Annotated in this window: 16 protein-coding genes; 15 read left to right on the forward strand and 1 reads right to left on the reverse strand. The window is 40.7% G+C overall.

Annotation, left to right across the window (positions count from 1 at the left end; all coding sequences use genetic code 11):
* Nucleotides 1-99 precede the first annotated feature (99 nt).
* On the reverse strand, nt 100-1,314 hold the full coding sequence (locus tag ACY2A0_RS07615) for an ROK family transcriptional regulator (RefSeq protein WP_461788961.1): 1,215 nt from the start codon (nt 1,312-1,314) through the stop codon (nt 100-102).
* A 170-nt stretch (nt 1,315-1,484) separates the two neighbouring features.
* Between ACY2A0_RS07615 and ACY2A0_RS07620 the strand changes: the two genes are divergently transcribed.
* The 15 genes from ACY2A0_RS07620 (at nt 1,485) to ACY2A0_RS07690 (ending at nt 23,194) form a co-directional block, all read left to right on the forward strand.
* Complete coding sequence (locus ACY2A0_RS07620) at nt 1,485-2,486, forward strand: phosphodiester glycosidase family protein (protein WP_461788962.1); 1,002 nt, start codon at nt 1,485-1,487, stop codon at nt 2,484-2,486.
* Between the two features lie 6 nt (nt 2,487-2,492).
* Nucleotides 2,493-4,361: an FAD-dependent oxidoreductase gene (locus tag ACY2A0_RS07625; protein ID WP_461788963.1), complete on the forward strand. Its 1,869-nt coding sequence runs from the start codon at nt 2,493-2,495 to the stop codon at nt 4,359-4,361.
* Nucleotides 4,361-5,746, forward strand: a complete 1,386-nt coding sequence (locus tag ACY2A0_RS07630; protein ID WP_461788964.1) for a DUF5009 domain-containing protein — start codon at nt 4,361-4,363, stop codon at nt 5,744-5,746. The genes ACY2A0_RS07625 and ACY2A0_RS07630 overlap by 1 nt, the downstream gene beginning before the upstream one ends.
* Before the next feature lie 15 nt (nt 5,747-5,761).
* Nucleotides 5,762-7,066, forward strand: coding sequence for an MFS transporter (locus ACY2A0_RS07635; protein WP_461788965.1), 1,305 nt, complete (start codon nt 5,762-5,764; stop codon nt 7,064-7,066).
* A complete protein-coding gene (locus ACY2A0_RS07640; RefSeq protein ID WP_461788966.1) occupies nt 7,053-7,736 on the forward strand; it encodes a GDSL-type esterase/lipase family protein in 684 nt (227 codons plus the stop codon). The genes ACY2A0_RS07635 and ACY2A0_RS07640 overlap by 14 nt, the downstream gene beginning before the upstream one ends.
* 2 nt (nt 7,737-7,738) lie before the next feature.
* The gene (locus tag ACY2A0_RS07645; protein ID WP_461788967.1) at nt 7,739-8,464 is read left to right on the forward strand and encodes a GDSL-type esterase/lipase family protein; all 726 of its coding nucleotides are present in this window, start codon (nt 7,739-7,741) and stop codon (nt 8,462-8,464) included.
* 43 nt (nt 8,465-8,507) lie between these two features.
* Nucleotides 8,508-9,440 carry a DUF4434 domain-containing protein gene (locus tag ACY2A0_RS07650; protein WP_461788968.1) on the forward strand — a complete coding sequence of 311 codons (933 nt, stop codon included), beginning with the start codon at nt 8,508-8,510 and terminating at the stop codon, nt 9,438-9,440.
* A 1-nt stretch (nt 9,441) separates the two neighbouring features.
* Nucleotides 9,442-10,614: a n-acyl-d-glucosamine 2-epimerase gene (locus tag ACY2A0_RS07655; protein WP_461791314.1), complete on the forward strand. Its 1,173-nt coding sequence runs from the start codon at nt 9,442-9,444 to the stop codon at nt 10,612-10,614.
* Nucleotides 10,615-10,785: 171 nt separating this feature from the next.
* Nucleotides 10,786-13,086 (forward strand): GH92 family glycosyl hydrolase, encoded by a 2,301-nt coding sequence (locus ACY2A0_RS07660; RefSeq protein ID WP_461788970.1) that lies wholly within the window; start codon nt 10,786-10,788, stop codon nt 13,084-13,086.
* A gap of 72 nt (nt 13,087-13,158) precedes the next feature.
* Nucleotides 13,159-16,188 (forward strand): SusC/RagA family TonB-linked outer membrane protein, encoded by a 3,030-nt coding sequence (locus ACY2A0_RS07665; protein WP_461788971.1) that lies wholly within the window; start codon nt 13,159-13,161, stop codon nt 16,186-16,188.
* Between the two features lie 18 nt (nt 16,189-16,206).
* A complete protein-coding gene (locus ACY2A0_RS07670; protein WP_461788972.1) occupies nt 16,207-18,081 on the forward strand; it encodes a RagB/SusD family nutrient uptake outer membrane protein in 1,875 nt (624 codons plus the stop codon).
* A gap of 31 nt (nt 18,082-18,112) precedes the next feature.
* Entirely contained in the window at nt 18,113-19,915 is a 1,803-nt protein-coding gene (locus tag ACY2A0_RS07675) for a DUF5018 domain-containing protein (protein WP_461788973.1), read from the forward strand.
* 53 nt (nt 19,916-19,968) lie between these two features.
* Nucleotides 19,969-20,856: a hypothetical protein gene (locus ACY2A0_RS07680; protein WP_461788974.1), complete on the forward strand. Its 888-nt coding sequence runs from the start codon at nt 19,969-19,971 to the stop codon at nt 20,854-20,856.
* Nucleotides 20,846-21,997, forward strand: coding sequence for a glycoside hydrolase family 10 protein (locus ACY2A0_RS07685; protein ID WP_461788975.1), 1,152 nt, complete (start codon nt 20,846-20,848; stop codon nt 21,995-21,997). The genes ACY2A0_RS07680 and ACY2A0_RS07685 overlap by 11 nt, the downstream gene beginning before the upstream one ends.
* Before the next feature lie 21 nt (nt 21,998-22,018).
* On the forward strand, nt 22,019-23,194 hold the full coding sequence (locus tag ACY2A0_RS07690) for a glycoside hydrolase family 10 protein (RefSeq protein ID WP_461788976.1): 1,176 nt from the start codon (nt 22,019-22,021) through the stop codon (nt 23,192-23,194).
* Nucleotides 23,195-23,246 lie beyond the last annotated feature (52 nt).

A 23,246-nucleotide genomic window follows, 5' to 3' on the forward strand; every position in this document is an offset into this window, starting at 1 on the left:
CAAAAAAAGCCTTTTCAAAGTCGTTAATTCCTAGTCATAAAGCGATGTATAACTAGCGAAATATTCAACCCTTTGAAAAGGCTTTACATAGATTGCAGACTAAGCTAGACCAAGTAAGCGGTTGCGCACAAGTAGGCAGGCACCAACCACACCGGCCTGTTCACCCAATTTTGACATTTTGAGTTGAGTGTCGTTGTTCACCAAGCTTAGTGAATATTTGTTTAGTGAACTCTTAATAGGTAGGCGAATATATTCTCCTGTTTCCGCCAAGCTTCCGCCCAAAATCACCATTTCGGGATTAAAAATATTGATTAGAACCGCTATCCCCTTTCCAAGCTTTTCTCCAACTTCGGCTACCAGTTCAATTGCTAAAACATCATCTTTTATAGCGGCATCGATAATGTGGCTCAGCTTAATATCATCTATAGGCATGCCCGACAAAATAGAAGTGGAGCCTTCAGACAATTTCTCCTTGAATTTTCTCACCAACGCCCATCCAGAAACTTCCGTTTCCAAACAGCCTTTTTTGCCGCAGCTGCAGATGATCTCGTTATTGAAAAAAGGAATATGCCCAAACTCCCCGGCGAAACCAGATTTTCCATAATAAAGTTGGCTGTTGATCATGATCCCAACGCCCATGCCGTAATCCATGTTGAGGAAGAGAACGTTCTTTTCTTCGTGAACCACTCCTGCCGAAAATTCTCCGAAGGCCATTGCCCTAGAATCGTTTTCCAAGAAGATGCGCAAACCGATGCTTCTTTCTATCACCCTACTTAAAGGTTCCTCGTTAAAATGGAAAAAACTGTAGCTGTATCCGGTAGCGTAATTGATCCTACCCGATAGGTTAAGCCCTGCACCTAAAATCTTCTCCTTCTTTATTGGAGCTTCTTTAATAAAATTATTAATTAACTCACAAAGCGAATCCAATGACTCCTCGCTGTTATTTAAACTATAAGGAATGTTGGACTTCAGATGCACCAGGTTTTTCTGCAAATCGGTGAGTCCAATATTGATATGAGAACGCTTTACATCCACCCCTAAAAAATATCCTGATTCCATTACTAAGCCATAGATATTAGGCTTTCTGCCCCCTCTGGACTGCAATTTTCCGAAATCCTTAACCAATCCTTCCGCAATTAAATCGGTAAGCACATTGTTTATTTTTGGCGCACTTAAGCCTAGCTCGGCACATAAATCGGCAATAGTAGCATTGCCATTTTTACTGAAATAAGCTACAATCGCTTTTTTAATAGTGATATTTTTATAGGCTACACCCGAGATACTTTCATCTCCGAGTTCGTTAAAAAACGTCATGTTTATAATAATTTTAAAAATCAAAAATAAAACAATATCTGATTGAAACTAACAAATGCCATTCTTTTATACTATAAAACCTTCTTGAATTTAAAAAAGTTAAAAAAATATCATTACTTATTAATTTTTTTAAAAAAGTTCCTATATTTATCGGTATGCAAACCAAACTGATGAAACAGCCTTTAGTTAAATTGTTGATTATCATTCCTGCGCTTTTAGTCGCTTGCAGTAAAAATGTAGATGATTCCTCCAATCCTCCAACAACCAACACAGACTCTGTAGCATTAACTCCGTTGACGCAAGACTGGAAAAAAGCAATTCATTTGATGAAAGATTTTCCAACCGGCATACAAGTTTTCCTTAATAAAAAAACCATTAATAATAAAGCTACAGTAATGTATGCCGTAGTATTTGATCCTAAACTTATTGAGCTAAAACCAGTAACGGCAGTAACGAATAAGAAAGTAAGCGATTTCTACAACGAAGAAGGCTCTAGAAAATTTGCCTGTATCAACGGCGGTTTTTTCGGCACGAACACTTCATATAGCTTGAGCATGTACAACGGCATAATTTCGGCAGTAAATATTAAATCACTTACAAGAAGTTACAACAGCACCAACACATCATATTACCCAACTAGAGCAGCGTTTGGTTTAAAATCCGATGGCACACCGGAAGTAGCGTGGATTTACCATGTAGGCACTGGCAATGGAACTATTTACAGCTATCCAACGGTATCGCCCAACTTTTTAAACTCAGCACCACAAGCTGTGCCTAGCGCCACTTTTCCCTCTGGTGCTACCGTGTGGAACGTTAACTCGGCGATTGGAGGATCACCAATGCTCATAAAAAACAACAACATCAACATTACTGATGAAGAAGAGCTTATCGTTATCGACAACAATTCTTCGAGAGCCAGATCAGCTATCGGATACACCAATAGCAACAAAGTAATCCTACTAGCTGTAGAAGGCAACAATACAAATGGCGGCACAGGTTTGACCTTAGCAGAAGTTGCGCAGGTAATGAAAGATATGGGCTGTGCTGGTGCTATTAACTTGGACGGCGGTGGTTCTACCTCGCTTATTGTGAATGGAACGGCAACGGTAAAACCATCCGATAGTGGCGGTGAAAGACCCGTTATTACAGCACTAATATTAAAAAGTAAATAATCAAATATGCGTATCAAGTTCCCTTTCTTCATTTTTCTTAGCTCATTACTTGCCTTTTTCCAAGGCTTTGCACAAAACAGTTACAAAACTGATGTACTGATTATTGGCGGCGGAGCCAGCGGCACTACAGCAGCTATACAGGCCGCAAAAATGGGGGTAAAGGTTTTGGTAATTGAAGAAACAGAATGGCTTGGCGGTATGCTTACTTCTGCTGGGGTATCTGCAATAGATGGCAATCATAACATGCCCTCGGGCTTGTGGGGCGAATTTAGACAGCATCTGTACGATTACTATGGCGGGCCTAAAGCAGTTGAAACCGGTTGGGTAAGCAACACTTTATTTGAGCCTTCTTTCGGTAACAAAACATTGCAAAAAATGGCTCAGCTCCCCAACTTAACCGTTTGGTACAAAAGCCAGCTCAACAATGTTAGCAGAGCGGGCAAATTATGGACTGCCACCATTAATGTTAAAGGAAAACCCCAAGCTGTTGAAGCTAAAATTTTAATTGATGCCACTGAATTAGGCGATGTGATGGCTAAGCTGAAAGTACCTTACCGTTTAGGGATGGACAGTAGATATGACACGGGGGAAAGCTTCGCTCCGGAGAAAGCCAACGACATTATTCAAGATTTAACTTACGTAGTGATCTTGAAGGATTTTGGCCCGAAAGCTAACAAAACCATTAAGAAACCAGAAGGCTACGACCCTAAAGAATTTGACTGTTGCTGCGACGTACAAGATCCAGCATCTCATGACAATACACCAAAAATTGACTGCAACCAAATGATTACCTATGGCAAATTGCCAAATGGTAAGTACATGATCAACTGGCCAAAATGTGGTAACGATATTTACTTGAACATTGTGGAGATGAATGAAGCGGAACGCAAGGAAGCCTTAAAAAAAGCAAAACTGCATAGCTTGCGTTTCATCTACCATTTACAAACCAAGCTTGGCTTTAAAAATTTAGGCATAGCCGATGATGAATTTCCTACTGCAGATGGTTTGCCAATGATCGCTTATTATAGAGAGTCGCGTAGGTTAGATGGTAAAGTAACATTAACCGTTAATGATGTAGCCTCGCCTTACACTCAAAAAACCGCTTTGTACAGAACTGGCGTGGCTGTTGGCGACTACACCATCGACCATCATCATTTGAAAAATCCCGATGCGCCGAAAATCGACTTTGTAAAAATTAAAGTGCCTTCGTACAACATTCCGTTGGGAGCTTTAGTACCAAAAAACACTGAAGGTTTAATTGTAGCAGAAAAAAGTATCAGCGTTACCAATATTGTGGCAGGCGCTAGTCGCTTACAGCCAGTGGTTTTAGGTGTTGGTCAGGCAGCCGGCGCATTGGCGGCAACTGCAGCGTTGAGCAATACCGATCCAACGCAAATCAATATCAGATTGGTACAAAACGCTTTATTGGAAAGCAATGCGTACCTCATGCCTTTCATTGATGTAAAACCTAATGATGCATCGTTTAAAGTGATACAACGCATTGGTGCTACCGGAATTTTAAAAGGCACAGGTTTATCTTATAAATGGGCAAATCAAACTTGGTTTTATCCGGAACTTCCCGTGAGCGAGTGGGACTTGGTAAATGGGCTAAAATCATTTTATCCCGCTTTTGCAGAACTGAATCCTTCGGGAAATTTAGTAAATGCAGCATTTCTCGCCACAGCAATTAAAGAAATTGGCAAAAAGGACGTGAACGCATCGCAAATTATCGACTTTTTGAAGCAACAAAGCTTTGACAACCTAACCGCAGAAAGTAAATTAAGCAGAAAAATGATTGCTTATGCGATTGATCATTTCTTGAATCCTTTCCAACAAGGTATTGATTTTAACGGTATTCCAATTGCAAGTAAATAATGAGTAATCGCTTAAATAGCTTAGATGCCCTTAGAGGCTTGGCCATTTTGGGAATGGTACTTTCTGGGAGTATCGCCTATGGCGAAATAATGCCCGCTTGGATGTTCCATGCACAAGTACCTCCGCCAAACCATGTATTCAACCCTAATTTGCCAGGCATTACCTGGGTTGATTTAGTATTTCCATTCTTCTTATTTTCGATGGGAGCTGCGATTCCCTTGGCATTGAGCAAAAAAGTAGAAACACTCCCTTTTCATCAAATATTTATCCAACTATTTTCGAGGTTAGTCCTTTTAGTACTGTTTGCTATTTTTACTTTTCATGCTAGGGCTTGGGTAATCGACAAAGAGCCTCATCTAGGCACATACGCTATTTCTATTGCTGCTTTTGCTTGCTTATTTCTGATGTATGGAAATTGGAAAGCCTTTGTTAACAGTCAACTTGCTATTGCACTAAAAGTAATCGGCATTGCCTTAGCCATTTCATTTTTAGTATTTTATCCTTTTGCCTACGGCGATTTTTCTCTTTCAAAAAGCGATATCATCATTATTGTATTGGCAAACATGGCATTTTTCGGCGGGCTGATTTGGTACTTGACCAGAAATAAGACGATTTGGCGTATTGCAATCCTACCTTTTGTAATGGCAGTATTTTTAGCTTCAAAAGAAGAAGGCAGCATCAATCAATTCATCTTCAATTTATCCCCCGCAGATTGGTTTTATAAATTTTACTACCTGAAATACCTTTTTATCATTATTCCCGGCACATTTGCTGGAGAGTGGTTTTTGAAAGAAGGCAAAAATGAGGTTTCAGCTGATGGAACTAAAAAAACCATGTTGGCCATTTGCTTTTTATGCATCGCCTTGCTAGTAGTCAATCTTTGGGGATTATTTAGCAGGCAGTTAGAAATCAATTTGATCATTAATTTGCTCGGAAGTGTATGTTTAATGCTATTAGCTAAAGACATTAAACAAAATGAAATAGTTAATAATATGGTTAAAGCGGGCACTTACTTATTACTGCTGGGTCTATTTTTTGAAGCTTACGAGGGCGGTATCAAAAAAGATTTTTCAACCTATAGCTATTACTTCGTTTGCTCAGGACTTGCTTTTCTGATACTACTTGCATTTAGCTTGATTGAAAAAATGGGCTACTTTAAATCAGTGACCACCTTCCTAGCCAATAATGGCAAAAACCCCATGATTGCCTACACTGCAGGGAACTTGTTGCTTATTCCTCTACTCAAAATTACCACCTTATCTACTTGGCTGGATACCTTGAACACCAACGCTTTGTTAGGCTTCGGTAGAGGCGTAATTTTTACAGGAATTGTAGCACTCATCACCGTACTTTTTACCCGAATCAAATTTTTCTGGAAAACCTAAATCAATCAACATACTGTGAGCCAAACAACAAACAAATCTCTTAACCCTATTTTTTGGATTCCAAGCACTTGGTTTGCCATGGGTTTGCCCAACTTGGTTTTAGGAGGCACACTACTGTCGCTTCTTTATAAAAACATGGGCTTTTCGGATACCGAAATTACGGTTTATACGGGTATTATTATTTTACCATGGAGTTTTAAACCGCTTTGGGGACCATTTATGGAACTTTACAAAACCAAGAAGTTTTACATTTATGGTTCACAAATACTTTGCGGTGTGTTATTTGCCATTGCCGCTGGATTGCTGTTTCTAAGCAATTTCTTTGCTGCTTCGGTTGTAGTTTTTTTGCTCATCGCATTTTTAGGTGCTACGCAAGATATCGCCGCAGATGGTCTGTACCTACAATCGTTAAGTAATAAACAGCAAGCACAATACGTAGGTTGGCAAGGCACTTTTTACAACTTTGCGAAGCTATTTTCCAACGGAGGCATGGTGTTTTTGGTTGGCGTGCTTATTCCGCTTTACGGAAATACGAAAGCTTGGGCTACTATCTTATTGATTTATGCCGCAGTAATGTTCTTGCTTGGTCTGTACAACAAAAAGTTCTTGCCACAAACTCAAACGCAAGTACAAGTACAAACTAGCGCACAGGTTTGGCAAACGTTAAGCGATGTAATTACTTCCTTTTTTAAGAAAAAGCACATTTGGCTCGGCATACTGTTCATCGTTTTGTATCGCTTTGCGGAAGGACAAGCCATTAAAATTATGCCCCTGTTTTTCAAAGCAGACAAAGCCGTTGGCGGTTTAGGATTAAGCGAGGCCACCTTAGGCATGCTCACCGGAATTTACGGCACCATTGCTTTTGTTTTAGGTTCCTTAGCTGCCGGTTACTTCGTTTCCAACAAAGGCTTAAATAGAGGTACTTTATTAATGCTCTGCGCTTTTTTCAACTTACCGTTTATCACTTACGCATACCTAGCATTTACGCAAACCAGCAATTTGTTTATCATCGGTAGCGCAGTGGCCATAGAGCATTTCGGTTACGGATTTGGCTTTATTGGCATAATCCTATTTATTATGCAGCAAATAGCGCCTGGCAAATATCAAATGGCGCATTATGCTTTCGGCAGCGCTATCACCTATTTTGGCTACACTTTGGCGAGTATGATTAGTGGCCCCATCAGTGATCATTTAGGTTACAAAGACTTTTTCGTTTGGGTACTTATTGCTACTGTTCCAGCGTTCATTGCTACTTGGATTGTGCCTTTGAAAAAAGCAGAGGACGAAAATCTAACAGAAGAAATTAATGGAGAAGCTTAAATTTTTATTTGTCCTCCACTTACTCCTTGCTACGCAGCTTTTGAATGCGCAGGAAACTAATGCTGTAGATAGCAGCTACTTAAACGGACATTATACACAGCGACTGGATTTTTTCAGAAAGATGCCTAACCGAAAGGGAGAGATTGTCTTTGTTGGCAATAGTTTAACAGAGGGCGGCAAATGGCAGGAAATCTTTCAAAATCCACATGTAATTAACAGAGGGATTAGTGGCGATGTTACTTATGGCATTTTAGCTCGTTTGGATGAGGTTTTGGCTTCTAAACCTGCCAAGATTTTTATCCTAGCGGGGATTAACGATATGAAACGAGGTACGCCCAATGAGGTGATTTTGGCCAATTTGAAGCGAATGATCCTGATCGTAAAAACGCAGTCGCCAAAAACGAAACTTTACATGCAAAGTTTGCTTCCTGTAAACGAAGCCATGTTGCCAGACATTTACGCCAAGGTTAAAAATGCCAAAATCAATGCGCTGAACCAGCAACTGGAAGCTCTTTGTAAAACTATGAATGTGAGCTACCTAAACATTCATCCAGCTTTGGCAGATGAAAAAGGAAGCCTTAAAAAAGAATTAAGTATTGATGGGCTGCACTTGCGCCAGGCCAGCTATGTGCTTTGGGCCAAGGAATTGAAACGAAAAAAGGTGATGTAGGCATGAAACAGAATTCACAGGAAAAAAAATCAACGCGTTATTGCGTGGCAAGGGGCTTAAGCTTCGTTTTCATAGTAACTGCTTTTTTTAGCGCAGCCCAAGCGCAAAGCGTGAAAGTAGATAGCAATTATGCCAATTGGTATTACCTACAACGCATGGAATATTTTGCTAAAACGCCCATTCCAAAAAACGCTATCATTTTTTTAGGCAACAGCATTACCGAACGGGGCGAATGGCAAGAAATTTTAGCTGATAGTAAGTATCCCATCATTAACAGAGGTATAGGCGGCGATAACTCCTTTGGGATTTTAGCCCGCATGGATGAATTGGTGCAAGCCAAGCCCAAAGCCATTTATTTGATGGACGGCATCAATGATCAGTTCAGGAACTTACCACACGATGTGAGTATCTACAATTATCGCCGCATCATTAAAAAGATAAAGCGGGAATCGCCAAAAACTAAGATTTACTTAGAGAGTGCACTGCCCATTAACGAAGCACTAACAACAGAACCCTACACCAAAGGTAAAAACTTACGTGTGCCAACCTTGAATCAAAAGCTGCAAAAACTGGCTCAGGAAGAGGGTATTACCTATGTTGATATTTGTCCGCTTTTTCAAGATGAAAACGGAGTGCTGAAACCAGCATTTACCATGGACGGTATCCACCTCAAAGCTTCGGCTTACATTGATTGGATTAATTTTTTAAAGGATAAAAAGTATTTGTAAAACGGGGTTCGATAACCTTCATCAACATAAATAAAAAGAAAGAATGAGAATAACGGGAACTTTTATTGATGAGATTTCTCATGATATTCCGCACCAAAACTGGGGAAGAGAAGAGTGGGCCAAAGACTTCGCACACATGAAAGCCATGGGAATTGACACGGTAATCCTGATCAGAAGTGGCTACCGCAGGTTCATCACTTACCCATCGGTTTACCTACAAAACAAATTTGGTTGTTACGAGCCGCCGATTGATTTGGTGGAGCTGTATCTGCAACTAGCTGATGAACATGACATGAAATTCTATTTTGGCCTGTATGATAGTGGCCATTACTGGGATACAGGAAATTTACAGCATGAAATTGATGCTAACCGATATGTGATTGACGAAGTGTGGGCTAAATACGGCTATTACAAAAGTTTTGGCGGTTGGTACCTCAGCATGGAGATCAGCAGGAGAACCAAGGGCGCTACCGAAGCATTTAATACGCTTGGCTTGCAATGCAAGGGCGTAAGCAATGGTTTACCAACGTTTATTTCCCCATGGATCGATGGGAAAAAAGCGGTAATGGCTGCCGAAGCGAGCTTGACTAAAGAAAATGCAGTATCGTTAAAAGAGCATGAAGACGAGTGGTCGGAGATTTTCTCAGGCTTAAAAGGATCTATTGATGCTGTGGCTTTCCAAGATGGCCATGTAGACTATCACGAATTGCAGGACTTTTTCGAAATCAACAAAAAAATGGCTGATAGATTTGGTTTGCAATGCTGGACCAACGCTGAAAGTTTCGATCGTGATATGCCGATCAAATTTTTGCCCATCAAGTTTGAGAAACTACGCCTTAAGCTAGAAGCAGCAAGAAAAGCGGGCTACGATAAAGCAATCACGTTTGAGTTTTCTCATTTCATGAGTCCTCAATCTGCCTACATACAAGCTCACCATCTTTACAATAGATACCAAGAATACGCTAAGAATTTATAACATGAACAAGTACATAGATATATACAAAAATGAACTCTTAAATGAGATTGTACCATTTTGGAGCAAAAACTCTTTAGACCACGATGCTGGAGGTTACTTTACCTGCTTGGATGCCCAAGGAAACGTTTACGATACCGATAAATTTGCTTGGCTGCAAGGTCGTCAAATTTGGACCTACTCCATGCTTTTTGATAAAGTAGATGCCAAGCAAGAGTGGAAAGATATTGCTGAGTTAGGTGCTTCATTTATGAGAAAACACGGCAGAGATGCCAATGGAGATTGGTACTTCTCGTTCACCAAAAGAGGCAAACCGCTAGTGCAGCCTTACAACATTTTCTCCGACTGTTTTGCCGCCATGGGATTTGGTGCGCTTTGCAAAATCAACAATAGTAATGAAGATGCGGATATTGCGTTAACTACCTTCAACCGAATTTTGGAGAGAAGAAACAATCCAAAAGGCAAATACACCAAAGGTTTTCCGGGCACTAGAGAATTAAAAAACTTCTCTTTACCGATGATTTTGTGCAACCTTTCTTTAGAGTTAGAGCACTTACTAGATAAATCAACCATCAACGGTTTAATTGATGAAGTACTACACGAAGTGATGTCTGTATTTTATCAGCCACAGTCGGGATTGATTTTAGAGAACGTACACCACGATGGTAGCTTTTCCGATTCATTTGAAGGCCGTGTGGTAAATCCGGGGCATATTATTGAGGCTATGTGGTTTATCATGGATTTGGCAGTTCGAAAAAATGATACCGCACTGATTAACAAAGCGCTTGACATTGCATTTAATGCGCTTGAGTTTGGGTGGGACAATCAATACGAAGGCATCTTATACTTTAAAGACATTAAAGGGCACCCTGTGCAACAATTAGAGTGGGACCAAAAATTGTGGTGGGTACACGTGGAGGCCCTAGTTACCATGGCTAAGGGCTATGCGCTTACGCAAAATGAAAAGTGTGCCACTTGGTTTGAAAAACTACACTATTATACTTGGAACAACTTTAGAGACGCAGAAAATGGTGGAGAGTGGTATGGTTACCTAAATCGTAGGGGCGAAGTTTCATTGGCTGCCAAAGGCGGAAAATGGAAAGGATGCTTTCACATTCCAAGAGCGCTTTACCAAGTATATTGCACATTAGAGAAATCGTTAGTATCTGTTATTTAAGATTACAGAAATTAAAAAGAATTCGTGTGTCTTGTCCTATTTTTAAAAAAAATAAAAAAGTATAGATTTTTATTAAAAAAAAATAATATCTTGCTTAAAATTAGAACCTGCCAATTTACCTTTCTCTGTGCTCTCGGGTCAATTGAGTATTACATAACCAAAAGCAAAACTATGAAGTGTTCGTACTTAAATATTCGACGAAGCACCAAAAGCAGCATGTATTTTTTGCTGTCGTTTACGCTTATGATTAGTCTTTTGGGATGTAAAAACCAATCAGATTCTGGCGTAGAAAATTATGTGCGCTTTGTAGATCCATTAATTGGTTCTGGAGGCCATGGTCATGTTTTCGTTGGTGCTTCCGTACCACATGGCATGGCTCAAGTAGGGCCAAACAACCTTAGCAAAGGTTGGGATTGGTGTTCTGGATATCACGACTCTGACTCGACAATTATAGGCTTTGCGCAAACTCATTTAAGCGGTACTGGCATTGCTGATTTGGGTGATGTGTTATTTATGCCAACAGGAAATTTCGAACAGCCAGATGCCGCCGACACAAACCGCACTGCAAATTTTTACTATAGCATCTTTAATAAAAAAAATCAAAAAGTTAGCCCGGGTTATTATTCAGTTAACTTAAATAGGTATAACATCAAAGTAGAATTAACTGCTACTGAAAGATGCAGTTTTCAAACATACAGCTACCCTAAAGACAGTGCCGCAAACGTAGTGATCAACCTGGCCGAGAGTGTACAATCGTTAATGGCTCGCAAAGGAACTACAGGCTCGTCATTAACTATTATTAACGACACAACCGTTGCGGGTTTTAGGAGTTCCGATGAATGGGCCCGCGACCATAAAGTGTATTTTGTTAGTGTTTTTTCTAAGCCAATTGTTAGCAAAAGCCTACTGAAAGGCCAGACTGCTGATGGCGGCAAAACGGCTACTAGCACTGAAGGTGTGATCAGCCTTTTATCCTTCGAAAATGATGGGAAGCCATTGATGATCAAAACGGGTATTTCTTATACCTCTACAGATGGTGCTGCCTTAAATTTGAAATCGGAAATTAAAAGCTGGGATTTTGCCGCAATCAAAGAAGAAGCTATCTCACGCTGGAATTCGTCTTTAGCGAGCTTCAACTTCAAGTCGAAAGATTCACTTACGAAAGTGAAATTCTACACGGCTCTTTATCACACGCAAATCTCCCCTTCATTATTTAGTGATGCTGATGGGAAATACAGAGGTGCCGACGGAAAAATATATCCATCAAGTGCCGACACTTACAGCGTATTTTCTTTATGGGACACCTACAGGGCCGTACACCCATTATACACCTTAACGGATACCGCTGTTTCCAGTTATGCCAATACCTTACTGCAAATTAACAGTCAGCAAAAACGCATGCCAGTATGGCACCTAGCAGGCAACGAAACTGATTGTATGGTTGGTGTGCACAGCATTCCAGTCGTAATAGATGCCTACCTGAAAGGCTTCAACATCGATAAAGAAAAATTGTGGAATGCCGTTAAGGATTTCGACAAATACGATCAAAATGGTTTAAAAGCCATACGGGAGCGTGGCTACATTCCTGCAGACGAAGAAGTTTGGTCGGTGGCAAAGGGATTAGAGTACGCCATAGACTATGATGCCATTGCAAAATTAGCCAAACATTTAGGCTACAAAGCCGAAGCGGAAAAATATGCGAAGCTTGCTAAAAGCTACCAACAATATTTTGATAAGCAAAGTGGTTTCATGAGAGGAAAATTAGCTAACGGTCGGTGGCGTGCAAACTTTAACCCTTACCACAGCTTACACCTAGAGGATGATTATGTAGAAGGCAATGCTTGGCAATACACCTGGTTGGTGCCTCAGGATGTAGAAGGATTGGTGGGTTTATTTGGCGGGAAAGCACCTTTCACTAAAAAACTTGATAGCTTATTTACGGTGAGCTCTGCTTTAAACGAAGGAGCATCCATAGATATTACCGGCATGATTGGTCAATTTGCCCACGGCAACGAACCAAGTCACCACATTTCGTATTTATACCCTTTTGTTGGCCAACAGTGGAAAACCGCAGAAAAGGTGCGCCAAGTTTGCAATCAGTTTTACAAGGCTTCTCCTGATGGCCTAATTGGCAATGAAGATTGTGGGCAAATGTCTGCTTGGTACATTTTTTCGGCATTGGGTTTTTATCCAGTAAATCCGGTTAACGGGCTGTTTGTTTTTGGATCGCCTTTGGCGGATGAGGTAGAAATTAACCTTAACAATGGTAAAAAGTTTAAAATAACTGCTCAATATAACAGCGCTGAAAACAAATTTATCCAATCAGTAAAACTGAACGGAAAAGCTTATACCAAAACCTATATCAAATACCAACAAATTATGGAAGGTGGTGAACTGAGCTATGTGATGGGGAGCAAACCTAATTACAACTACGGCAAAGAAAAAGCCGACTGGCCTGTCTCAAATCCTTAAACAGAACTGAATCAATAACAAAATGAAGCACTTAAAATTATCTAACCAAAACAAACCAAAATGTAGTACCGTATGAAAAGAGCTTTGACCTTAATTTTATTTCTAATTGCGGTAAGTTCAACATGCTTATATGCACAAACCACCTTAAAAGGAAAGGTTTCTGACAATGCTAGCCCCTTACCGGGCGTTAGCGTAATCAACAACAACACTAAGCAAGTTGTAATTACCGATCAGAATGGACAGTTTCAAATTCCTGTATCACAGGGAAACACCATTACATTTTCTTACATCGGGTATGTAAGCAAAACTATTAGCTACAGCAACCAAACTAGCCTTAATCTTGTATTGGATGCAGCCTCAACCTCGTTGGATGAAATGGTGGTTGTAGGTTACGCAAAACAGAAAAAAGCAACGCTAACAGGTTCTGTTTCTGCATTAAGCGGCGAGGAAATAGGCCAACGTGCCGTAGCTTCTTTGTCAACCGCATTGCAAGGAAAGATGGCGGGCGTTACCATTCAACAAACTTCTGGGCAGCCAGGTGCTGATGGATCAAACATCCGTATCCGCGGTATTGGATCTATCAACTCCACTACCTTTCCATTGGTTTTAGTTGATGGAATTGAGACGGATATCAACCAAGTGGACATGAACGTAGTGGAGTCAGTATCCGTATTGAAAGATGCGGCCTCTGCTTCTATTTATGGTTCAAGAGCCTCAAATGGTGTGATTTTAATTACCACTAAAAGAGGTAAGAAAGGCGATGTAAAAACCACTTATGCAGGTTACACCACCCTACAAAGACCAACCAATATGCCCGATCCAGTTTCTGCCTGGGAATATCTTCAAGCGGAGCTAAATTCATTGGATAACGCAGGCGTCTCGGTATCGCCTACACAAAGAGAACAGCAATTGAGGTTAATTGAGCAACAACGCACTTTGAAACCGGACAACTGGAATCGTTATGATACAGATTGGAAGGCCGAGACCATCAAAGACAACGCCTTTATGCACAACCATAATGTTACTGTAAGTGGCGGCGGAGAAAAAATCTCTTTCTTTGGTTCGGGATCTTTCCTTGGTCAGGATGGTTTAATTGTAAACAACAACTACAGAAGAACCAACCTTTTGCTTAATGCAGATGCCAATTTGTTAAGCTGGGCTAAGTTTTCATTAAACACTAGCTTGAGAGAATCGAACACACTTGCGCCAGGGGTTAATACGCCAAAAAGCATTATCAACAAAGCACTTTACATGTTGCCAACGTTATCCGCAGCTCGTGAGCTTGATGGAAATTGGGGCTACGGAAAAAATGGTGACAATCCAACCGCACAAGCTTATGATAGCGGTGAGCAAAAGTCAAAAGGTACCGAAACCATTGTTAATGGAACGTTAACCTTAACACCAATTGCTGGTTTTGAAGTTTTAGGCCAGTACTCTTACCGAACAGTAACCGGTAGAGGCAGAAGCCTGATCAAACCATATACTGTTTCATTAAAAGGTAATGTGTTAGGTAATTATCCTGCTCAGGATGATTTAACTGAAAGCTGGAACCAAACGATCAGAAATTTCTACCGTTTACAAACCTCATACGAAAAAACCATTAACAAGCATTTTGCTAAATTATTGGTTGGTTATCAGGCAGAAGACAATACCTTCACCTCATTTTTTGGTTCGAAAAACGGTTTTGAACTAGGCCGTTATTACTTAAGCAATGGCGATGGCGCATCAGCAACTTCAGGCGGTGGCGCTACCGAGTGGGCAATGATGTCGGGCTATGCAAGGCTTAACTACAACTACGCTCAAAAATATTTGCTAGAGGTAAACGGAAGGTATGATGGCTCATCGAGATTTACCAGAGATAACCGTTGGGGCTTCTTCCCTTCAGTATCTGCAGGTTGGGTAGTATCTCAAGAAAGCTTTATGGCTAAAACCCAAAAGTTCATCGACCAATTAAAATTGAGAGTTTCTTATGGCTTATTGGGTAACCAAGATATCGGTAACTACCCTTATGCCGCTACTGTTAATACCGGCTATGGCTATTACTTAGGCGATGGCAAAGAACTGGCTACAGGGGTGGCACAGGTGGCTTTATCAAACAGCAACATCAGCTGGGAAACATCAAAACAGTTTGACGTAGGTATTGACGTAGCGATGTTTAAAGATAAATTGACTTTAACTGCAGATTATTACGTAAAACGAATTGAAGACATGTTGTTGAGATTCCCGCTTCCGTACTATGCAGGGATGCAACCAGCATTTTCTAATGCAGGCAGCATGGAAAATAAAGGCTGGGAAATTGCCTTAGGCTACAAAAACAAAATCAACGAATTCAATTACGGCATAACCGTTTCTCTTAACGATAACCGCAATAAAATTACCGACCTAAGAGGACAAAACTCTCAAGACCGTACGCAGGTAGAGGGTTATCCAAATGGAGGTGTTTGGGGTTATTTATCAGATGGTTATTTCCAAAGCTGGGAAGATGTGGCCAACTCGCCAAAATTGAGTGGTTCAGCTCGTCCGGGCTTCGTTAAATACAAAAAAATCTACAGCGGACCGGGTGTTGACCCTTTATTGCTCGATTCTAGAGATATCGTTTATCTAGGCGATCCTTTCCCTCATTACGAATACGGCGTTACCTTAACCGCCGGATGGAAAAACTTCGATTTTACCGCTTTCATCCAAGGTATTGGACAACGTTCTGCCTTTTTAAGCGGGGTAGGTTTAAAACCATTTGCTAACGGCGCTAACTTATTTAGGCACCAATTGGATTACTGGACTCCAGAAAATCCTAATGCGGCTTATCCTATTTTAGTACCCGAGGCTAATGCAAACGATAACTTCGTTAAATCAGACAAATGGGTGAGAAATGCCAACTACACCAGATTAAAGAACGTAGTTTTAGGCTATACGCTTCCTAAAGCTACTGCTCAAAAACTCAAATTATCGAGTTTAAGATTATATGTTAGTGCACAAAATCTATTCACAATAAGCAATTTCTACGATGGATACGATCCTGAGGTAAGCTATGGCGGATCAGTTGGTGGAGAGTTCTACCCTATCATGCAAACCTATACTTTCGGACTTAACCTTAGCTTTTAATCTTAGACCTAATTAAAAATGAAAAATAAGATCATGAAAACCAGTTTCGCCATTTTAGGAGTAGCCGCGTTAGTATCGGCATCTGGTTGTAAAAAAGATTATTTGGATAGAGAACCGCTAAGCGACTACTTATCATCCAACTTTTATAATAACGAAGGCGCCATTAAACAAGGAGCTAACGGCTGTTATCAATTATTAAAAATGAACCATGGTGGCAGTAGCAACATCCCATTGTCAATACTCTGGGATATGTACACGCCTTTTGGTATCGAAAGGGCCGATAACGCAAGTATTGGCGTGGGCAGTGTTGACCTAAGAACCAACTACGCACAAGAGCTTACTTGGGCCAACCTTTACACTTCAGTGGCTCGTTGTAACTCGGTAATTAGCGGTGCGCAGCCTTACTATAGCGAGCTTAACGATAAAGCAAAACAATACGTATCAGAAGTTAGGGTGCTTAGAGCGCACTACAATATCCAGTTAGTCAGTCTTTTTGGAGATATCCCTTACTTTACCGATCCGGTAACTGAAGCACAACTACAAAACGTTGGGCGTACGCCTTGGCAAACTGCTGTTACATCCATCATTGCTGATTTGGATGATGCCGCCACCAATCTACCTTGGATTGCTACTGAATGGGGCCGTGTAGATAAATCGGTTGCCTTAGGCCTAAAAGCTCGTATTGCCTTATACGCAGCATCTTGGAGCAAATTTGGTTTTGGTAAAGATGCCGTTAAAGATCCTCAAAAAGCGACGGAGTTTTTCAGAATTGCCGCTACCGCAGCCAAAAGGATTATGGACGAAAGCGGCAGAGGTTTAGCCACCAACTACAATGACCTGTTTACCAGAGCAGGGCAGCTTAAAGCCGATACCAAAAGAGAAACCATGATGTTTATGATGTTCTCTGATTTTGGCGATAAAAACTCGCACTATATGTCGTTAGGTGAGCAAGTACGTATGATTGGCCAAAGCGGCAGGTTCCCTACACAGCAATTGGTAGATACCTACGAAACCAGCAACGGAAAACGTATTGATGAAGCAGGATCTGGTTACAATCCTAAAACGCCGTTCATTAACCGCGACCCTCGTTTAAAATACACCATTTATACGCAAGGCGATACCATTATTGGCAACACTGGAAGTAACAAGCTGAAGTTTTTGATGGAAATCTACAATCCACAAACTAAATCGTTTGATGCGCAAGGAAATGCAAGGTTGGTAGACAACTTAGACTATGCAGGCTCAGTTGCACAATTTGGATACGTACAAAGCGGTGTTGGCTTTGCTTGGAGAAAATACAATCATTTTGATGATGAAAGTACGGCCTTGCCTACCTATAACATTTTGTTAATGCGTTATGCAGAAATTTTACTGACTTACGCCGAAGCTAAAATTGAATTGGGCGAATTGGATGCTACTGTAGTTAATGCAATTGATCAAGTTAGAGCAAGGGTGGGCATGCCTTCAATTTTAGTGGCCGATCCATCAAGAGCTGGAAACCAAGACAAAATGCGTCAAATTGTACGCAGGGAGCGTAAAGTAGAATTGGCAAAAGAACAGTTGTACTTTTTTGATATGCGTCGTTGGAGATTGGGAGCGATCCAAAATGCGGAACCAACTTACGGCTATCCTTTAGCAACAGGTGTAAATACCACCACTAAAGTTTATCCTAACGGATACGACCAAGTAACCCCAGATATGGTTCCTTCCTTTGGTGGCGCAGGCTCAGAGCGTGATTTAAACGACGTTGCCAGCTACCAAGCTTACGCGGCAAAATTACGTACCAGAGATAGAAACCGTAAATGGGAAGATAGGTTCTATGTGTGGCCTATCCCTCAAACCGAACTCAATAAAGCGCCTTGGCTAGGACAAAATCCAGGCTATGGCCAATAAGATGGTATTATTCAAATCTAGAATTGAAAGTATGAAGAATATGAAATTTAAAACCATCCAGTTTATACTGTTACTGGTGGTAATTTTTGCCAGCTGTAAAAAGAAAGACGAACTTGACAGAAGTTACGAAGCGGCAAAAATTGTTGGCGTAAAAATCAACAACGAGCTTTTCACTCCAAGCTATAATGCTAACGTAGCTAGTGTGGTGGTGCCTGCAGGCAGAGACTTGTCAAAAGTTAAATTGCAGGTTTTAGTAGCCAATGGTGAAGTTATCGACTTTGAAAACAATCAAATTAGAGATGTACGCAAACCGCTTAACCTTAACTTAAAAGGAGCGGATGGCGCAGATGTAGGAACCGTACTAAAAATACAATCTCCTCCATTGCTATCTACATTTATCATCGAAGGGTTAAACATTCCAAAAGCTGATGTACACTTTAGCAGTACCTCCTTGATTGTACAGGTGCCAAAAAACACCAACCTTACTAATTTAAAAGTAACAATGGATTTTGTAAACGGTACTTTGGTTGATTTTACCAATGGCCAGGCTGCCGATTACAGTACCCAAAAAACCTTCAAAGTTAGAGGGGCTGATGGCGAAACCATTTACAGTTACGATTTTATCATCACTACTGAGCAAGTTGGCCCGGCTTCGGTACGCTCTATGACTATCAACGGCATCTCTACTGATTCGGTTGTGTTTGTAGCACCAAGCACCATCATTCCTTACGTAAAAGGAATTACCGATTTTTCAAAGGCTACCGTAACCATTGCAGCTGGTTTTGGAAACAGGATAGATCCTAGCTTTACAGGTACCAACCTGAATTTATTGACCTCATCTGAGAAAGTAAAAATTACCGGCTCTGATGGTATTGAAAAACAATTCACCATTGGCGTACCTCAGCTTTCGTTAAAACCTGTGTTTTCTAAAGATTATGCTGCCTTTGGATACCCTGCAAACGACTTAGCAGGTATAGCTCTTAGCGGAAGTAATATTGTGGTAGCCAATTATCAAGCGACGGCGCCAACCGTAATAGGTCCAAATTATTACGACTTAGCAGGTAACCAAGTTGGCGTACTAAACAAAACCGGAGTGGTAATAGCTAATAGCTTACGTAAAGTAGCTACGGACAGTAAAGGAGTAATACTAGCGGTTTCTTTAGGTTTAACTACCGTTGATCAAACCATCTATAAATGGGACAACGTAACAGCGGCCCCGGTACCATACATTACTTACTCTTCAGCGAGTTTAGGTTTAGGTACTACGGCATTTAGAGCAGCTGGTATTAACGTAACAGGTAGCTTAGATGGAAATGCGATCATCACGGTAGCCAGGGCGCAAAGCACAGATGTTTTCGTTTGGACGGTAACTGCTGGTGTGTTAAATCCAACACCTACCAAATATGCCTTCCCTTATGCTGCAACTGGCTTTTACTACAGCATTGAGCCAATGCCAATTGGAACGCCGGGCTTCATTGGTGCCGCAACTGGAACAAATTTCAACGGCATCATTGCTTTAGGCAGCACTATGGATGAACTAGGAAAAACCTCTGGACTATCGGCTTCCGATTGTAAAGTTTATAAACTAGATAACAGAATTTACTTAGGTTTTGTAGTGTATTCATCAGGAAAAGGCGCTTACTTCCGCTTGGCAGATATTACCGATAACAAAACTACTGCGGTACAAAATCCAATTATGAATGTATTAATGCCTTCTACCGCAGCAAATGCAAACGTTACAATGGACGTGGATATTGCTAAAGTGAATGGAAAGTTACATGCTGTTTTTGCATGTACCAACATTGGCATGCAGCTTTATAAGTTGGAACAATAAAACTAATGGGGACAAGGTTAGCGCTTTGTCCCCATTCTACTAATATTTTTAAAATGAAAAAGTTAACCATGTTTAAATTTGTTAATGCTTGCCTAGTTTTAGCACTGTTGGCTTGTGGAAAAGAGGATAAAACGCCCGAAAAAAGCGAAACAGAAACCGACCCAATTAACACTTTTTTTAAAAGCGAAATTAGACCCGACAAAACCAAACCTTGTTTCAACGGTGCCTATTACCGCAAAATGGTATCAAGTAAAGATGTTTGGTTGGGCATTGGAGGTAGGGTAACATTACCAAAAATTACTTTTGACCCAACACGCAATAATCCCGCTAAACCGGGCCAATATTTGGATAATCCGTCGGTTTATATGGGAGGCAGCATGGGCGGACAAGAAACAGACATCGGCTTAACTTGGGAAGTAGTGATAGAGAACGGTGCGGTAAGTACTGAGCGTAAAGCTTTCAGACCTTTTTTAAGACGCACTTCGCATTCTGGCGGACAAGCTGCTGCTTACGAAAATGCTCCAGCACAACCGGCGTATTACTGGTATCCAGAGGAAGAGGTAACCATGTCGGTTGAAATTGTAGCTAACGGAAAATTAAAGTTTACGGTAGAAGGCGCAGGCAAAAAGTTTGAAAAAGAGTTTGACGCAGATGGTTACCGACCAGGATCCATGGGCGAGTTTAAACGAGTAAATGCAATAGATCAGGTAAGCAACGAAGGTAAACCTGCACAAGTAACTAAAGCTAAAGTAGAAAATTCAAAGTGGTTGGAAACGTATCTGCTGAGAAGCTACGAGGGTAAAACCATTAAAGTTCCAGCGCATAGTGGCCGCTTAACGGATATGAGATGCCCTGCAACTAATTATTTCAGCATTGTAGCATCGGAAGCAGAATTATTGAAAGGCGGCGAAACGGTAAATATCAACGGGAATGGATATTAAGAAAAAGATGTTAAAGAAATCAACTATCGCCCTAGTGGCAATTATAACTTTGGTAAGTTGTGCTTGTAAAAAAAACGAAGCCTCCTTACCTCCTACTAAAACAAAATCAGATCCGCATTTTGCCGGAACTTGGATTACCAATGTGGCTAGTACAGCGCTTGATTCAAGAGCAAACATTCAGGAAGCTGTTGCCACCTGCAAAAAAAGCGGCATCAATAATATTTTTGTGGTAGTTTGGAACCAAGGACGTACGCTTTATCCAAGTACAGTAATGGCCAATTTATTTGGTGAAAGCGCGAAGATAGCTTCAAAATTTCAGGGCAGAGATCCGCTTCAAGAAATGATTGAAGAGGGACATAAGGCTGGCATAAAAGTACACGCTTGGTTCGAGTATGGCTTTGCTGCTTCTAACAATCAAAACGGCGGTCTTATCCTCCAAACTAAACCACAATGGGCGGCAAAAGATAGCAATGGTAATTTACTGACCAAAAATGGCTTCGAATGGATGAACGCCTTTATGCCAGAAGTACAGGATTTTATTTCATCGTTGGTGCTAGAAGTAGTTGAAAAATACGATGTTGATGGGGTGCAAGGAGATGATCGTTTGCCAGCATTACCTTCAACTGGCGGATACGATGATTATACTGTGAATTTGTATAAGGCGCAACACTCGGGAGCTAACCCACCGAGCGACTATAAAAACACGGAATGGGTAAATTGGCGAGCAGATTTATTGACCACTTTTTTAGGCAAGCTTTATCAACAAGTTAAAGCCAAAAAACCTAAAGTAATGGTTACAGTTGCGCCAAGCGTACACCCTTGGGCAAAAGATGAATACCTGCAAGATTGGCCAAACTGGTTGGATAAAGGCTACGCCGATTTGGTAATCCCTCAGCACTATCGTTATGATATTGCGTCTTACAAATCAACGCTAAAGCAACAATTAACCTACGTTAAACCGCAGCATAAATCTAAATTTTATCCGGGAGTATTGATACAAAATGGCACTTACAATCCAACGGATGATTTCTTTAAACAAATGATAGATGCCAACCGGGCCGAGGGAATTGTTGGAGAAAGTTTTTGGTTTTTTGAAGGTGTTAAAAAGTTCCCTACCTTTTTTGAAACTTATAATAAGTAGTGGTTTAGCTCAATTATTTGCATGAGATTTTTTGTAATTTCCTTTTTTATTTTTGCCCATTCCTGTTGCATTGCCTCAGAAACTCCTCAAGCCATAAGGGGAGTTTGGGTGCCCGCCCCTAAGTATACCAAAGTAATGCACAGTTATCAGCAAATTAAAAATTTTGTGGGCTTGTTGGATGAACTCAACTTTAACGCCATTTATTTGGTGTCTTATGCCGAGTCGAAGACGATTTACAAAAGCAAGGTACTTCAAAAATATACCGGCAAACAAGTGCTAGATTCTACTTCGCTCCTACAGCCTTACATTGGCAAGTACAATTCGCCAACAAACGATCCTGTAAAAGATTTGATTGTTTTGGCTCATCAAAAAGGAATAAAGGTATTTTTTTGGTACGAATATGGTTTTATGGGAGATATCAAGGAAATGACCTCAAACCATCCGCTGTTAGCTAACAATCCAAAATTTTTAGCCCTCGGCAACGATGGAAAGCCTGCCAATTATCACCAAAAAGATTATTACTTTAACGCTTACCATCCTGAGGTGCAACAGTATTTGTTGGAACTCATAAAAGAGGGCATCAGCCTGTACCCTGAAGTGGATGGGATACAAGGAGATGATCGGTTACCTGCAATGCCTAAAAACTCCGGCTACGATGAGTTTACCGTTGCCAAATACAAAAAAGAACATGCCGGCTCTGCTCCACCAAATGATTTCAACGATACCGCTTGGGTGAACTGGAGATTGGATATCCTGAATGACTTTGCCGGTAAATTATATAAAAGTGTAAAAGCACAGAACAAAAATGTGATGGTAAGTTTTGCGCCTAACCCATTTCCGTGGAGCAAGGACAACCTGATGCAAGATTGGCCTAATTGGATTAAAAACAAGTATTGTGATTTGTTAGTGGTACAATGCTACAGGTACAGTGCCGATGCCTATAAAGCGACGGTAACTGAAGCCAATACCATCGTAAAGCAGAACAATCCGAACCAACTATTTGCAACAGGTATCATTTTGATGGAGGGCGGAAATATCAAGATGACGCCGGAGCTGTTAAAGCAGCAAGTACAAATCAATCGGAGTTTGGGCATCAATAACGAAGTGTATTTCTACAATCAGGCATTAGAAAACGACACTATTAAAACTGCTTTTAAAGAGATCTATCCTCAAAAAGCCTCTTTTCCAAAGAATTAATTGGGTTTGATAAAAACAAAATTCATGAATGGTACACAAGTTTGATTTCTTT

The organism is Pedobacter sp. (assembly GCF_965249885.1).
Classification (GTDB): Bacteria; Bacteroidota; Bacteroidia; order Sphingobacteriales; family Sphingobacteriaceae; genus Pedobacter.